The sequence below is a fragment of the Lactobacillus paragasseri genome, assembly GCF_003584685.1.
GTDB lineage: Bacteria > Bacillota > Bacilli > Lactobacillales > Lactobacillaceae > Lactobacillus > Lactobacillus paragasseri.
The window spans coordinates 1-15,117 of sequence record NZ_AP018549.1; the positions used below are offsets into that span (position 1 = coordinate 1).

The 15,117-nt window shown below is 36.6% G+C and carries 13 protein-coding genes; all 13 read left to right on the forward strand.

Annotation, left to right across the window (positions count from 1 at the left end; all coding sequences use genetic code 11):
* Positions 1–100 precede the first annotated feature (100 nt).
* The 13 genes from dnaA to dnaB all read left to right on the forward strand — a co-directional run bounded on the left by dnaA (position 101) and on the right by dnaB (position 15,078).
* Positions 101–1,465 (forward strand): chromosomal replication initiator protein DnaA, encoded by a 1,365-nt coding sequence (dnaA, locus tag LpgJCM5343_RS00005; RefSeq protein ID WP_020807245.1) that lies wholly within the window; start codon positions 101–103, stop codon positions 1,463–1,465.
* 184 nt (positions 1,466–1,649) lie between these two features.
* Positions 1,650–2,780, forward strand: a complete 1,131-nt coding sequence (dnaN, locus tag LpgJCM5343_RS00010) for a DNA polymerase III subunit beta (protein WP_003656892.1) — start codon at positions 1,650–1,652, stop codon at positions 2,778–2,780.
* A 211-nt stretch (positions 2,781–2,991) separates the two neighbouring features.
* Positions 2,992–3,207, forward strand: a complete 216-nt coding sequence (gene yaaA / locus LpgJCM5343_RS00015) for a S4 domain-containing protein YaaA (protein ID WP_035422981.1) — start codon at positions 2,992–2,994, stop codon at positions 3,205–3,207.
* A gap of 3 nt (positions 3,208–3,210) precedes the next feature.
* Entirely contained in the window at positions 3,211–4,335 is a 1,125-nt protein-coding gene (recF, locus tag LpgJCM5343_RS00020; RefSeq protein ID WP_101891010.1) for a DNA replication/repair protein RecF, read from the forward strand.
* Positions 4,336–6,303: a DNA topoisomerase (ATP-hydrolyzing) subunit B gene (gene gyrB / locus LpgJCM5343_RS00025; RefSeq protein ID WP_113576203.1), complete on the forward strand. Its 1,968-nt coding sequence runs from the start codon at positions 4,336–4,338 to the stop codon at positions 6,301–6,303.
* Between the two features lie 10 nt (positions 6,304–6,313).
* A complete protein-coding gene (gene gyrA, locus LpgJCM5343_RS00030; RefSeq protein ID WP_003649729.1) occupies positions 6,314–8,803 on the forward strand; it encodes a DNA gyrase subunit A in 2,490 nt (829 codons plus the stop codon).
* Between the two features lie 186 nt (positions 8,804–8,989).
* Positions 8,990–9,286, forward strand: coding sequence for a 30S ribosomal protein S6 (gene rpsF / locus LpgJCM5343_RS00035; protein WP_003648136.1), 297 nt, complete (start codon positions 8,990–8,992; stop codon positions 9,284–9,286).
* Between the two features lie 33 nt (positions 9,287–9,319).
* Positions 9,320–9,838, forward strand: a complete 519-nt coding sequence (ssb, locus tag LpgJCM5343_RS00040) for a single-stranded DNA-binding protein (RefSeq protein ID WP_003648134.1) — start codon at positions 9,320–9,322, stop codon at positions 9,836–9,838.
* Positions 9,839–9,862: 24 nt separating this feature from the next.
* Positions 9,863–10,099 (forward strand): 30S ribosomal protein S18, encoded by a 237-nt coding sequence (rpsR, locus tag LpgJCM5343_RS00045; RefSeq protein WP_003649728.1) that lies wholly within the window; start codon positions 9,863–9,865, stop codon positions 10,097–10,099.
* 94 nt (positions 10,100–10,193) lie between these two features.
* Positions 10,194–11,111, forward strand: a complete 918-nt coding sequence (locus tag LpgJCM5343_RS00050) for a magnesium transporter CorA family protein (protein WP_101891007.1) — start codon at positions 10,194–10,196, stop codon at positions 11,109–11,111.
* 105 nt (positions 11,112–11,216) lie between these two features.
* Positions 11,217–13,235 carry a DHH family phosphoesterase gene (locus LpgJCM5343_RS00055; RefSeq protein ID WP_077959281.1) on the forward strand — a complete coding sequence of 673 codons (2,019 nt, stop codon included), beginning with the start codon at positions 11,217–11,219 and terminating at the stop codon, positions 13,233–13,235.
* Positions 13,236–13,246: 11 nt separating this feature from the next.
* Entirely contained in the window at positions 13,247–13,702 is a 456-nt protein-coding gene (rplI, locus tag LpgJCM5343_RS00060; protein ID WP_077959282.1) for a 50S ribosomal protein L9, read from the forward strand.
* Positions 13,703–13,704: 2 nt separating this feature from the next.
* Positions 13,705–15,078, forward strand: coding sequence for a replicative DNA helicase (gene dnaB, locus LpgJCM5343_RS00065; RefSeq protein ID WP_003649725.1), 1,374 nt, complete (start codon positions 13,705–13,707; stop codon positions 15,076–15,078).
* Positions 15,079–15,117 lie beyond the last annotated feature (39 nt).

Sequence of the window (15,117 nt, forward strand, 5' to 3'; positions counted from 1 at the left end):
ATTTGTTAGTTATTTTTGTTCCTTGTGGAAAACTTTTAAAATTCATGCTAAACTTATTTTGACTTAATCTGTGGATAATACAGTATTTGGAGGAATTTTTTTGTTTGATTTAGATAAATTTTGGCAATTTTTCAATGCTGAGATGAAAAAAAGCTACAGCACTGTTGCCTATAACGCTTGGTTTAAAAATACTAAACCTATTTCCTTTAACAAAAAGACAAAAGAAATGATAATTGCTGTTGAATCTCCAGTTGCAAAAGGGTATTGGGAAAAGAACTTGGCTTCTCAACTAATTCAAGAGGCGTATGCTTATGCAGACATGGAAATTCAGCCAAAATTTGAAGTAGCAGGTAAAGAAGGACCCGAACGTCTAGTTACGCCAAAGCCAAGAATTAAAACTAATCAAGAAATATTAGAGGATCGCCGTGACGAATTTGCTCAAGATCTTCAATTAAATAGTAAGTACACTTTTGATACCTTTGTTCAAGGTGAAGGAAATAAGCTGGCAGCTGGAGCTGCTTTAGCAGTTGCCGATAATCCAGGAAGTTTTTATAATCCTTTATTTATCTTTGGTGGTGTCGGTTTAGGTAAGACGCACTTAATGCAAGCTATCGGTCATCAGATGCTAGCTGAAAAGCCCCATGCAAAAGTGGTCTACATTCAAAGTGAAACTTTTGTAAATGACTTTATTAATTCGATAAAAAACAAAACTCAAGCTGAATTTCGCAATAAATATCGAAATTGTGATCTCCTATTAGTAGATGATATTCAATTCTTCTCTAAAAAAGAGGGGATTCAAGAGGAATTTTTCCATACTTTTGAAACTCTTTATAATGATCAAAAACAGATTGTTATGACTAGTGATCGGTTGCCAACTGAAATTCCTGAATTATCAGAGCGACTGGTTTCTCGATTTGCCTGGGGCTTACAAGTTGAGATTACGCCTCCTGATTTAGAAACTAGAATTGCAATCCTACGTAAAAAAGCTGAAACAGATGGCTTGGCGATCGATGACAGTACTCTTGACTACATTGCTTCGCAAGTTGATACCAATATTCGAGAACTCGAAGGTGCTTTAGTTAAAGTTCAAGCACATGCAACAATTGAGCGGGAAGATATTAATGTTGATTTAGCAAAAGAAGCTTTAGCAGACCTAAAACTTGTCCAAAAGAATAGAGGACTTCAAATTTCAAAAATCCAAGAAGTCGTCGCAAATTACTTCCAAACTTCAACTACAGAACTAAAAGGAAAAAAACGGGTAAAACAAATCGTAGTTCCACGTCAAATAGCAATGTATCTATCGCGTGAATTAACCGATTCTAGCTTGCCTAAAATCGGACAGGAATTTGGTGGTAAAGACCATACCACAGTTATGCATGCCTGCGATAAAATTTCTCGTGCCTTAAAAACCGATGCCGAAATTAAAGCAGCTGTATATGATTTAAAAGCAATGCTTGAACACTAAAAGTTAATAACATGTGGATAAGTTTTCACTTTGTCCACATTTATTGAACACACAAAAGTCCGTTTTATTCAGGTATTTGCCTACTTTCCCACAGATTCCACTGGCCCTACTACTACTTCTAAGTATTTAAATATATAATTAAATAAATAAGACAAAGTACATATAACTTCACAGGAGGTAAACGATGCAGTTTACAATTAATCGTAATTTATTCCTCGAAAATTTAAATAATGTAATGCGTGCAATTTCTTCACGTGCAACTATTCCCATTTTAAGTGGTATAAAACTTAACCTTACTGACGAAATGCTAACTTTAACAGGTAGCGATACTGATATTTCAATCGAAATTCAGATTCCTGTAAATGATGACTTAATTGTCCAATCTACAGGTTCAATTGTTTTACCTGCACGTTTCTTTAGTGAGATCGTTAAAAAATTGCCTGGTAAAGATTTTTCATTTGAAGTAAAGGAAAGCTTCCAAACAAAAATCGTTTCTGAAAATACCGAATTTATGATCAATGGATTAGATGCCAATAACTATCCTCATTTACCTGAAATTTCTACTGATGCATCATTTAAGATTTCAGGTAAAACCTTTAGAGAAATTATTAACGAAACTGTTTTTGCTGTTGCTACTCAAGAAAGTCGACCTACTTTAACGGGTGTTAACTTCATTTTTAATAATTCTTCAATTAAGGCAGTTGCTACTGACAGTCATCGCTTATCTCAACGTCAAATTTCTTTAGAAAATGGGCCACAAACTAGTACTGATTTGATCATTCCAGGAAAAAGCTTAGTAGAATTAGCGAGAATTATTGGTGAAAGCGATCCTGAAATTAAAGTAAATCCAGGTGAAAACCAAGTTCTATTTGAAGTTGGAAATATTGCCTTTTATTCCCGCTTACTTGATGGTCAATATCCAGATACTGATCGCTTAATTCCAACTGAATCTACTACTTCTGTTGAATTTGAATTGCCAGTTTTAGCTAGATCTTTAGAACGTGCCAGTCTTCTTACTCATGAAAGTCGAAACAATGTAGTAAAAATGACTCTTGATGTTCAAAATCAATTAGTTAAGCTTCAAGGTGATTCTCCAGAAATAGGTAATGTGGAAGAAGAAATTGGATTTAAGAACCTTGAAGGTGAAGGCTTGACAATTTCATTTAACCCCGACTATTTAAGAGAAGCTTTACGCGCATCAATTACTGATTCCATTATTATGAACTTTACGCAGCCACTGAGACCATTTACAGTTGTGCCTGCAAAGCAAGATGTCAACTTTACTCAATTGATTACACCAGTGAGAACATTTTAAATTACTGAAAAAGAGCTACGGAAGTAGCTCTTTTTTTCTTGTTGTACTTAAAAGCTAAATTTAGCCTGGTTAAACGAATTTTTCTCTAGTTAAGTATAGTCATATTAAATTAGAATAAAATGGCTTAAAAAAGGCTACAATACGTCATAAAATTGAATTTCACATAAAAAAACGGTATAATAACATGGTATGACAAGGTAAATGGGGTGATATTATCCAAAAATTCACAATTAAGGGAGAATATATTACGCTTGCTCAATTTTTAAAAGAAGAGAGCGTGATATCTTCTGGTGGTCAAGCTAAATGGTATCTAAAAGAAAATCCTGTTAAGTTAAATGGCGAGCTTGAAGATCGTCGCGGAAAGAAAATACATGCAGGGGATGTATTGAACTTAGCTGGAGAAGAGTATGAATTTGTTTCAGAGTAGCCAATGTATCTTGCAAACTTTGAATTGAAAGACTTTAGAAATTTTAAAGAATTAAAAACAAATTTTGATCCTCATGTAAATATTTTCATTGGTCCAAATGCCCAAGGAAAAACTAATTTACTTGAGGCAATTTATTTTTTAGCCCTTACTCGATCCCATCGCACTAATAGCGATAAAGAATTAATTCGTTTTGGCAGCAAATTTGCCGGTTTACAAGGTAGGGTTCATAAAAGCCAACTTCAAGTAGAGCTTAAACTACGTTTAACGGCTAATGGAAAAAAGGTCTGGGTAAATCGCTTGGAGCAAAAGAGGCTTTCTGCCTATGTGGGGCAAATGAATGCAATCTTGTTTTCTCCAGAAGATTTAGCTCTAGTTAAGGGAGCACCATCTGTTAGACGGAGATTTATGGATTTAGAATTTGGGCAGATTAATTCAGAATATCTATATTTTTCAAGTCAGTATCGTCAGGTACTGCAGCAGAGAAACAATTATTTAAAGCAATTAAGCATCAAAAAAGCAAATGATCAAGTTTTTTTAGATGTTTTATCCGATCAGCTGGCAGGAATTGCAGCAGAGATAATATCGCGAAGAATAAAATACATTAAAAAACTCAATTCCTACGCTCAAGCTGCTCATCGTGAGATTAGTGGTCAAGCTGAAAAATTGCAGATTTTTTACCGTCCATCAGTTAAGGAAATTATTCCAGAGGATGATGTAGAGACCATTTATCAAAAAGTTATTACTAGTTATAAGAAAAATCGTTCTAATGAAATTCGAAAGGGTACTACTCTCAGTGGCCCTCATCGAGATGACTTGGAGTTTTTAATTAATGATAAAAATGCCCATGATTTTGCATCTCAGGGACAGCAGCGAACGATTTCTTTAAGCGTTAAGTTAGCTGAGATTCAATTAGTGCATGAATTGACGCAAGAATATCCGATTCTGCTGTTAGATGATGTGATGAGTGAGTTAGATCATCGAAGACAGAGTCGTTTATTGAACTATATTCATGGTAAAACGCAAACATTTATAACAACGACAGATTTAGAAGGTATTTCTTGGGAAATTGTGAAGGAACCTAAGGTTTATCACATTTCTGCTGGAACGATCAGTGCAAAGGAGAGTTAAATGGCAGAAGATAAGAGCAAAGCAGCATTAAATAAAGCTAAAGACTTTGAAAAACGTGCTGATACTTACAATGCAAGTCAAATTCAAGTTTTAGGTGGACTTGAAGCAGTTAGAAAACGCCCAGGTATGTACATTGGCTCAACTAGTAGCCAGGGTTTACACCACCTTGTTTGGGAAATTATCGATAATAGTATTGATGAACGATTAGCAGGTTTTGCTACTAAAATTGAAATTACTGTCAATGAAGATGGTAGTGTAACCGTTCAAGACGATGGACGTGGTATTCCTGTTGACATTCAAGCTAAAACCGGTCGTCCAGCTTTAGAAACTGTATTTACTGTTTTGCATGCTGGTGGTAAATTCGGCGGTGGCGGATACAAAGTATCTGGTGGTCTTCACGGTGTTGGTGCTTCTGTAGTAAATGCTCTTTCAACTAAGCTTGATGTTACAGTTATGAGAGATGGTAAGAAATATGCGATTTCCTTTGATCATGGCCGTGTAGTAGGAGAAATGAAGCAGATTGGAACAGTTCCTCTTGAAGAACATGGAACAATTGTGCATTTTTATCCTGATCCAGATATTTTTACTGAAACTACAACTTTTGACGACAAAATTTTAAAGAACAGAATTCGTGAACTTGCTTTCTTAAACAAAGGCTTAAAGTTAACCTTTACTGATAAGCGTAAAGAAAGCGCTGAAACCGATGTTTACCACTTTGAGGGTGGTATCAAGGAATATGTTGCCTTTTTAAATAAGGGACAAGAAGTCTTATTTGATGAACCAATTTACGTTGAAGATAATTACGAAGGAATTGATGTTGAAGTTGCCTTGCAATATACCAATGGTTATAAGACAACTTTAATGACTTTTGCTAACAACATTCACACCTATGAAGGCGGAATGCATGAAGCTGGATTTAAGACAGCTTTAACTCGTGTAGTTAATGATTATGCTCATAAGGCTAAGATCCTGAAAGACAAGGACGATAACCTATCTGGTGAGGATATTCGTGAAGGAATCACAGCTGTTGTTTCTGTTAAGCACCCTAACCCTCAATTCGAAGGTCAGACGAAGACAAAACTAGGAAATTCAGATGCAAGAACTGCAGTGGATCGAGCATTTTCAGAAACATTTAGTCGCTTCTTAATGGAAAATCCTTCTGTCGGTCGTAAGATTGTTGAAAAAGGTCAACTTGCTGAAAGAGCAAGAACTGCTGCCAAACGTGCTCGTGAAGTTACACGTAAGAAATCTGGTCTTGAAATTGCGAACTTGCCAGGAAAATTAGCCGACAATACTAGTAATGATCCAAGTATTTCTGAATTATTCATTGTCGAGGGTAACTCAGCTGGTGGATCAGCAAAACAGGGACGTTCACGTTTAACTCAAGCGATTTTGCCAATTAGAGGTAAAATTTTGAACGTTGAAAAAGCTTCAATGGATCGAATTCTTGCCAATCAAGAAATTAGATCGCTCTTTACAGCTTTAGGTACTGGATTTGGTGCTGATTTTGACGTGTCAAAGGCAAGATATCACAAGTTAATTATTATGACGGATGCCGATGTTGACGGTGCCCACATTAGAACTCTTCTTTTGACTCTCTTCTACAATTACATGCGTCCAATGATTGAAAAAGGCTATGTTTATATTGCTCGTCCACCTCTATACCAAGTTCGTCAAGGTAAGATAGAGAAGTATTTAGATACAGATGAAGAGTTACATGATTATCTAGGTACGCTTCAGCCAAGTCCTAAGCCTGTTGTTCAACGTTATAAGGGATTGGGAGAAATGGATCCAGAACAGTTATGGGAAACGACTATGAACCCAGAAAATCGTCGTTTAGACAGAGTAAGTCCAGAATACGCTGAAGACGCTGATAAGATCTTTGATCTTTTGATGGGGAATGAAGTAGGTCCAAGACGAGAATTTATTGAAAAGAACGCTAAATACGTTGAGAATTTAGATGCTTAGGAGGCTTTAGATGGCTAACGAAAATCAACCTCAAGATCACAGAATACGTAATGTTGATTTGACCCATACGATGCGTAGCTCTTTCTTAGATTATGCTATGTCAGTTATTGTGGCACGTGCCTTACCTGACGTTCGGGATGGTCTAAAGCCTGTACAACGTCGTATTCTTTACGGAATGCATGAATTAGGGGTTACACCAGACAAACAGTACAAAAAGAGTGCCAGAATTGTTGGAGAAGTTATGGGTAAGTTTCACCCACATGGTGACTCCTCAATTTATTTAGCTATGGCTCACATGGCTCAAGACTTTTCATATCGTTATATGCTAGTTGATGGACACGGAAACTTCGGTTCTGTCGATGGGGATGAACCAGCCGCAATGCGTTATACCGAGGCAAAAATGAGTAAAATTGCGGTTGAAATGCTTCGTGATATCAATAAAGAAACGATTGACTGGCAACGTAACTATGATGATACGGAAAATGAACCGGTAGTTTTACCTGCCAGAATTCCTAATTTACTTGTAAACGGTGCTAGTGGTATTGCAGTTGGTATGACAACTAATATTCCGCCACATAATTTGGCGGAAGTAATTAGTGGGATTCATATGTTGATGGATAATCCTGATGTTACTACCAAAGACTTGATGAAGGTTATTCCTGGTCCTGATTTTCCAACTGGTGGTATTGTAATGGGCCGTGGCGGTATCTACCGCGCTTATGAAACAGGTAAGGGTAATATCGTCGTTCGTGCTAAGACCAATATTGAAACAGAGAAGAGTGGCCGTGAACGAATCGTAGTTAGTGAATTACCATACTTAGTAAATAAGGCTGAACTAGTTAAGAAAATTGCAGATTTAGCTCGTGAAAAAACAATTGATGGTATTACCGGAGTTCGTGATGAATCAGACCAGACTGGTATGAGAATTACGATTGATATTCGCCGAGATGCAAGTGCGAGTGTGGTTTTGAATAACTTATTTAAAGAAACCCAATTGCAGGCAAACTTCGGAATGAATATGGTTGCAATTGTAAACGGCGCTCCACACTTCTTAACTTTGAAGCAAATGCTTGAATACTATCTTCACCATCAAGAAGATGTTATTACTCGCAGAACTAAGTTTGAATTAAAGAAGGCTGAAGCTAGAGCACATATTTTAGCTGGATTGAGAATTGCACTAGATCACATTGATGAAATCATTAGGATTATTCGTGGCTCCCAAAACAGCGATATTGCTAAGGCACAGTTGATTCAAAACTTTGGATTAGATGATCGTCAATCTCAAGCTATTTTAGATATGCGTCTGGTTCGTTTAACAGGTTTAGAGCGAGACAAGATTGAAGCTGAATATCAAGATTTACAAGCAAAAATTGCAGATTACAAAGATATTCTTGCTAAGCCAGAACGAATCGATGAAATTATCTACAATGAGTTGCTTGATATTCAAAAGCGTTTTGGTGATGATAGACGGACTAAGATTGCAGAAGGCGAAGCAGTTTCAATTGAAGATGAAGATTTAATTGAACAAAAAGATGTACTTTTAACCCTTACCCATAATGGCTACATTAAGCGGATGCCAGCTGATGAATTCAAGGTACAAAACCGTGGTGGACGCGGAATAAAGGGAATGGGAGTTCAAGATGATGACTTTATCAATCACTTGATTTTCTCAAGTACCCATGACTTTTTGCTATTCTTTACTAACTTAGGTAAGGTTTACTCAAAGAAAGCTTATGAAATTCCAGAATTTGGTAGGAACGCCAAAGGACTGCCAATTGTTAACTTGCTAGAACTTGATAAGGGTGAAAAGATTCAAGCGGTTATTAACGTTCCTGAAGGTGCAGATGATAACTACCTCTTCTTTGTTACTAAGATGGGAACAGTCAAGAGAACAAAAGTTAGTGAATTTCAAAATATCCGTCGTAGTGGCTTGATTGCCTTAACCCTTCGCGATGGGGATGAACTGAATAATGTTTTAACTACTGACGGTAAACAAAATATCCTTATTGGAACCCATTTAGGCTATGCAGTTACCTTTAATGAAAATGATGTTCGTTCAATGGGAAGAACCGCAGCAGGTGTACGCGGAATTAATCTAAGAGACAACGATTATGTAGTTGGATCTGATATTTTAGAACCTAATTCAGAAGTGTTAGTAATTTCTGAAAAAGGTTACGGAAAACGGACTGCAGCTTCTGAATATCCAGTTAAAGGACGTGGTGGTAAAGGAATTAAGACTGCTAACATTACTGAAAAGAATGGTCCTTTAGCAGGTGTAACAGTAGTTAATGGTGATGAAGATATCATGTTAATTACTAGTGCTGGCGTTATGATTCGTTTCGACGTTGATGATGTTTCTCAAACTGGTCGAGCTACTTTAGGTGTACGTTTAATCAAGGTTGATGATGGTGCTCAAGTTGCAAGTATTACTGCAGTACCAAAGGCTAATGATGAAGACGAAAAATCAACTGATGAAGAAGAGCCAGTAGAAGAAAATTAATAAATAAAAAAATTACCAAATTTTTGCGTAATAATAATTGAGTAATGTAACTCAGGATCGCGTGAAAAATATTTGGTAATTTTTTTGTTTCTGTGATAAAATCAAACATTGTGAGTAATATTATTCATTACTCCTTGTTCTTGATTTTAACAAGAACCATTTAGTCCAAGAGGAGGTGCAATTATTATGGCAAAAACTAAGTACGAAGTTACTTACATCATCAAGCCTGATATTGACGAAGATTCAAAGAAAGCATTGATCGATCGCTTCGATAAAGTTGTTACTGACAACGGTGCTGAAGAACTTGAATCTAAAGATTGGGGTAAGAGACGTTTCGCATACGAAATTGAAAAATACCGTGAAGGTACTTATCACATTATGACTTTCGTTGCAGAAAACTCTGAACCAGTTGATGAATTTGGTCGTCTTTCTCGTATTGATAACCAAGTTTTACGTTCAATGACTGTAAAATTAGATAAATAATTTGTTTTCGTGAATTAGGAAGGGGACAAAAGTATGATTAATAATGTTGTACTTGTTGGCCGTTTAACACGTGATCCTGATTTACGTACAACCGGGAGTGGAATCTCAGTTGCTACGTTTACTCTAGCTGTTGACCGTCAATACACCAATAGTCAAGGTGAACGTGGTGCTGATTTCGTCAGCTGTGTAATTTGGCGTAAAGCCGCAGAGAATTTTGCTAACTTTACTTCAAAGGGTTCACTAGTTGGTATTCAAGGTCGGATTCAAACTAGAACGTATGATGATAAAGATGGTAAGAGAGTCTACGTGACTGAAGTCATCGTTGATAATTTCTCTTTATTAGAATCACGTCGTGACCGTGAGAATCGTCAGACTAATGGTGGTAATTTTGCTCCGCAAGGAGGAAATGCTCCAAGTACCAATAACTTTGGTGGATCAAGTGCACCAAGCACTAATAATGCTCCTGCTGGTGGAGAAAGCAATAAACCGCAGGATCCATTTGCAGATTCAGGTAGCACTATTGATATTTCGGATGATGATCTCCCATTTTAAATTTAATTAGAAAGGATCTTTGATATGGCTCAACAAAGAAGAGGTGGCCGTCGTCGTCGTAAGGTTGACTTCATTGCAGCTAACCACATTGACTACATCGACTACAAGGATGTTGATTTGTTGAAACGTTTTATCTCTGAAAGAGGTAAGATCTTACCACGTCGTGTCACTGGCACTAGCGCAAAGAATCAACGTAAGTTGACTGTTGCTATTAAGAGAGCTCGGGTTATGGGCTTATTGCCATTTGTCGCAGAAGACTAATAAAACAGATCAAAAATAATAAAAGAGTAGCATATGCTACTCTTTTTATTTTATTTTTTGCGGTATCATAAAAGAAGTAAATGGAGGGATTGTCATGATTATTAAGCAAAAACTAGCCGGAAATATTGATTTTGACTATAAATGGTACGATATCTATAACTGTGATGATCATGATATAAGATTATTAAAGGATGACTTTGATTTAACTTCAGAAATTATTTCTTATATCACCGACCTTCACGAACGTCCCCACTTTGATCATGACTACATTACTAATAGTGATTTGTTAGTTTATGATGTGCCAGTTTGGCCAACAGCAGATGCAGACCATTTCACTACTTTACCAATTAAATTTTTGATGGTTGGGCATACTCTTTTTACAGTTCACTCTCCTGACACAACTTATATGATTGAAGAATTTAGGCAGAAGCCAGATGAACATATTCATAGTGAAAAAGAACTGATTTTTGCAATTTTATTCGCAGTTACTAAGTATTTTCAAAGAGCCTTGAGTCAGCTGAACAGTCAAAGACTAGTGTTAGATAATCACTTGAGTGAAAGAATTCATAATAAAGACCTGCAAGAGCTATCACAAGTTGAAAAAAGTTTGGTTTATTTGTCTAGCTCAATTAGGACTAATCTAATGATGCTTGAAAGCTTAAAAAATAAAAAATCAGGTCTTCATATGAATGCATCTGAAGAAGAAATGTGTGATGACATTATCATTGAAGTTCAGCAGTCCTTGCAAATGATCAAGATTTATAGCGAAGTTACTGAAGAAATATCTAAAACGTCTAATAACATTTTGAATAATAACTTGAACAACACGATGCAGTTTTTGACTGTCTGGTCACTTCTTTTAACAATTCCAACGATCGTAACAGGATTTTTTGGGATGAATGTGGACTTACCTATTTTTCATAATCCATTTGATTGGGTAATAATTACTGTTGGTTCAGTTATCGTAATGGCAATTTTACTTTGGTATTTGCGTCGACACAACATGCTATAATGCTTGCTTAGCTTAGATGATGAGCAAGCATTTTTTGATGTATAATATAAAATGATGTAGTATATATTTTTTATGATATTAATGCTATAACAGGAAGGAATTTCAATGAAAGGCTTTTTACGCAAATTAGAATTGCCTGAATTTGTTAAAGATACGCGTTTAACAGCATCATTGGTTATTGTCCTAGTTTTATCCTTATTGGGAGCTATTATTGGGATGTTAATTAGTCCGTTGTTTGGATTAGCAATGGTGCTACTGTTTATCTTGACGGTTATTTTTGCAGTCTATGGCATTTATGTTCTAGCTGGTAATACAAACAACTATGCTGCTAATCTTTCATATCGCATCAAGCGTGGTGAACAAGAGGCAATGATCAAAATGCCACTTGGAATTATGCTTTATGATAAGGACCGACAGATTCAATGGATTAATCCATATCTACAGATGTATCTGCATGATAAAGATATTATTGGCTCTTCGATCTCTTCAGTTGATAAAGAGTTAGCTAAATATATTGATGATGCTATTAAGTCTAATAGTAAGCAAAATAAAATTATTAAATGGGGCGATCGCAAGTTTGAGATGGTGGTCCAGGATGATCTGGGTGTGGTTTACTTACTTGATATTACGCGTTACGCAAATATTGAAGAGAAGTATAAACAAGAAAGATTGGCAATTGGCTTAATATTTATTGATAACTATGACGAATTAAGCCAAGCAATGGGCGATCAAAACTTAACAAATATGAGTTCATATGTTCAAACTACTCTGAGCAAGTATGCTGGTCAATTTAACTCATATCTTAAGCGTATAGATGAAGATCACTTTATTTTGTTAACGCATATGCACGATTTAGCCAAAATGGAAGATAATAAGTTTTCTATTTTGGACAAGGTTAGAACTGAATCAAGTAGAAAGAATATGCCGCTGACCCTATCGATTGGGATTGCGTTTGGATCTGAAAGTTTAAATGAGATTGCCGACCAAGCACAATCTAATCTAGATCTAGCCTTAGGACGTGGAGGCGACCAAGTTGTTGTAAAACAATCAGGCCATGAAGCCCGCTTTTACGGTGGAAAATCTAATCCAATGGAAAAACGTACGCGAGTGAGAGCTCGAATGGTTTCTCAAGCTTTGGTAGAATTATTTAAAGGCGTTGATCACGTCTTTGTTCAAGGACATCGAAATCCAGACTTAGATGCTATCGGTTCAGCGATTGGAATTGTTAAGATTGCTAGAATTCATGGCGTGAAAGCTAGCGTCGTACTAGATGTTGACCACGTTAATTATGATGTAGGACGGTTAATTGCTAAAATGCAAGCTGCTGGAATTGATAAGGATGTATTTATTTCACCTAAAGATGCTCTTGAAGCAGCAACGGATGAGTCGCTTTTAGTTTTAACAGATCACTCTAAGTATAGTATTACTTATGATCCAGAACTTTATAAGCGCTTGAAGAATCGTTTAATCATTATTGACCATCACCGTCGAGGGGAAGAATTCCCAGAAAACCCAATGCTCGTATATATTGAACCATATGCATCTTCGACGTGTGAATTAGTAACAGAAATGATTGAATATCAACCGCAAGGCGGCGAGGGAGTCTTAACTGATTTAGAAGCTTCAGCAATGCTAGCTGGTATTACAGTTGACTCTAAAGAATTCTCCTTGAGAACTGGGACTAGAACTTTTGATGCTGCAAGCTACTTGCGATCAATTGGAGCAGATACTCAAGTCGTATCTGAGCTTTTGAAGGAAAATATTGATAATTACTTGCAAAGAAGTCATTTAGTTTCTACTATTGACATGATTGAACCAAATATGGCTCTCTTAATGGGAGAAGATAATAAGATCTATGATCCAATTATTACTGCCCAAGCTGCAGATACGGCTTTATCTCTTGAGCATGTAGATGCTAGTTTTGCATTAACTAGACGTAGTAAAGATGTAATTGGAATTTCGGCTCGCTCAATGGGAAATGTTAACGTTCAAGTAATTATGGAGAAATTAGGTGGCGGTGGTCACTTATCTAATGCAGCAACTCAAATTAAGGGCGTAACAGTTGAAGAAGCTAAAGATAAGTTGCTCGCTGCAATCAATGAATATCTTAAGGAAAATGAATAGGAGTGAAATTCATGAAGGTTATTTTTATTAAAGACATGAAGGGTAAAGGTAAGCGCGGAGAAGTTAAGAACGTACCAGATGGTTATGCTCAAAACTTCTTGATTAAGAATGGTTATGCAAAAGAAGCTACTAGCTCCAACTTAAATACCTTAAAGCGGGTTCAAAAAGCGGAAAAAGATGCTTATGAAGCAGAAAAAGCAGCAGCTGAAGACATTAAGCAGAAGCTTGAAGATGACAAGACAATTGTGAACTTCAAGTCAAAGGCCGGTACTGATTCTCGTTTATTTGGTTCTATTTCAGGTAAAAAGATCGTTGAAGGTCTTGAAAAGCAATACGGTATTAAGGTTGATAAGCGTAAATTAGAGCTCCCAGAGCCAATTAAATCTTTAGGATACACAAACGTACCTGTTAAACTATTTAAAGGCGTAGAAGCTGTAATTCGCGTTCACATTATGGAGCAAGACTAATAATGGATAATGTTGTTTCTCAACAAATTCCCCATGATAGTGAAGCAGAAAAGGCGGTCCTAGGGGCCGTCTTTTTAGATCCAGAAGCCATTATTGATGCTTCAGATATATTGCAACCTGATGATTTCTATGAGCATGCAAATAGAATTGTCTTTCAGGCAATGCTTAATATTTCTGATCGTGAGGAAGTAATTGACCCAGTAACTCTGCAAGATGAGTTAAAGAAAAATAATCAGGTAGATGATATTGGTGGGATTGCATATGTAACGGAGTTGTCAATGGCAACGCCAACGGCAGCCCATGTTACTTATTACGCTAAGATTGTAAAACGTAAGGCAATTCTCAGAAATTTAATTTCTACTAGTCAAAGAATTATTCAAAATGCCATTGAGGGTTCAGATGATGTAACTGATATCTTAGATGACGCTGAAAGCCAAATAATGGGTGTCTCACAGGATAATGCTAGTGGCGGGTTTAAGTCTATCCATGATGTCTTAAACACAACCATGGAGGAAATTAACTCTATTCCTGATGATGGAAATACAGTTACGGGTTTGCCATCAGGATTTTCTGAATTAGATAAGATGACGACTGGTTTTCACGATGATGAGTTGATTATATTGGCTGCTCGTCCTGGTGTTGGTAAGACTGCCTTTGCTTTGAATGTAGCGCAATTTGTTGGTTTAAAAACTGATAAAACTGTTGCTATGTTTTCACTAGAAATGGGAGCTGAGCAACTAGTTCAAAGAATGCTGGCTTCAGAAGGATTGATTGATTCACAGCACCTTAGAACTGGTCAATTAACTGATGAAGAATGGCGTAAATTAGTTGTTGCGGCAGGCTCTTTAGACAATACGAGTATCTATATAGATGACACGCCTGGAATTAAAATGAGCGAGATTCGCGCTAAAGCACGTAGGTTAGCTAAAGAAAAGGGAAACTTAGGATTAATTGTAATCGACTACTTGCAGTTAATTGAAGGACCACGTAGTGAATCACGTCAGCAAGAAGTTTCTGCAATTTCACGGCAATTAAAGAAATTAGCCAAAGAGCTACATATTCCAGTTATCGCTCTATCGCAGCTCTCTCGTTCGGTTGAACAACGTCAAGATAAGCGACCAGTCTTATCTGATATTCGTGAATCTGGTTCGATTGAACAGGATGCTGATATTGTTGCCTTTCTTTATCGTGATGATTATTATCGCGATGAACGGGATGAAGATGATGAAGGTGAAGTTGAGGCGGAAGAAGATAATGGTGAAGTAGAAGTAATTATTGAAAAGAACCGTTCTGGTACGCGCGGAACAGTTAAATTGATGTTCTCCAAGCCATATAACCGTTTTTCAAACCTTGACTATACTCATAATGAGGCTTAAGAAAATAATTTGTAAGCGTTTCATTAATTAGCTATACTT

Excerpts from the sequence above, each read along its gene's own strand:
- dnaN (WP_003656892.1), top strand. The coding sequence starts at position 1,650 with ATGCAGTTTACAATTAATCGTAATTTATTCCTCGAAAATTTAAATAAT.
- recF (WP_101891010.1), top strand. The coding sequence starts at position 3,211 with ATGTATCTTGCAAACTTTGAATTGAAAGACTTTAGAAATTTTAAAGAA.
- gyrB (WP_113576203.1), top strand. The coding sequence starts at position 4,336 with ATGGCAGAAGATAAGAGCAAAGCAGCATTAAATAAAGCTAAAGACTTT.
- gyrA (WP_003649729.1), top strand. The coding sequence starts at position 6,314 with ATGGCTAACGAAAATCAACCTCAAGATCACAGAATACGTAATGTTGAT.
- rpsF (WP_003648136.1), top strand. The coding sequence starts at position 8,990 with ATGGCAAAAACTAAGTACGAAGTTACTTACATCATCAAGCCTGATATT.
- ssb (WP_003648134.1), top strand. The coding sequence starts at position 9,320 with ATGATTAATAATGTTGTACTTGTTGGCCGTTTAACACGTGATCCTGAT.
- rpsR (WP_003649728.1), top strand. The coding sequence starts at position 9,863 with ATGGCTCAACAAAGAAGAGGTGGCCGTCGTCGTCGTAAGGTTGACTTC.
- LpgJCM5343_RS00050 (WP_101891007.1), top strand. The coding sequence starts at position 10,194 with ATGATTATTAAGCAAAAACTAGCCGGAAATATTGATTTTGACTATAAA.
- LpgJCM5343_RS00055 (WP_077959281.1), top strand. The coding sequence starts at position 11,217 with ATGAAAGGCTTTTTACGCAAATTAGAATTGCCTGAATTTGTTAAAGAT.
- rplI (WP_077959282.1), top strand. The coding sequence starts at position 13,247 with ATGAAGGTTATTTTTATTAAAGACATGAAGGGTAAAGGTAAGCGCGGA.
- dnaB (WP_003649725.1), top strand. The coding sequence starts at position 13,705 with ATGGATAATGTTGTTTCTCAACAAATTCCCCATGATAGTGAAGCAGAA.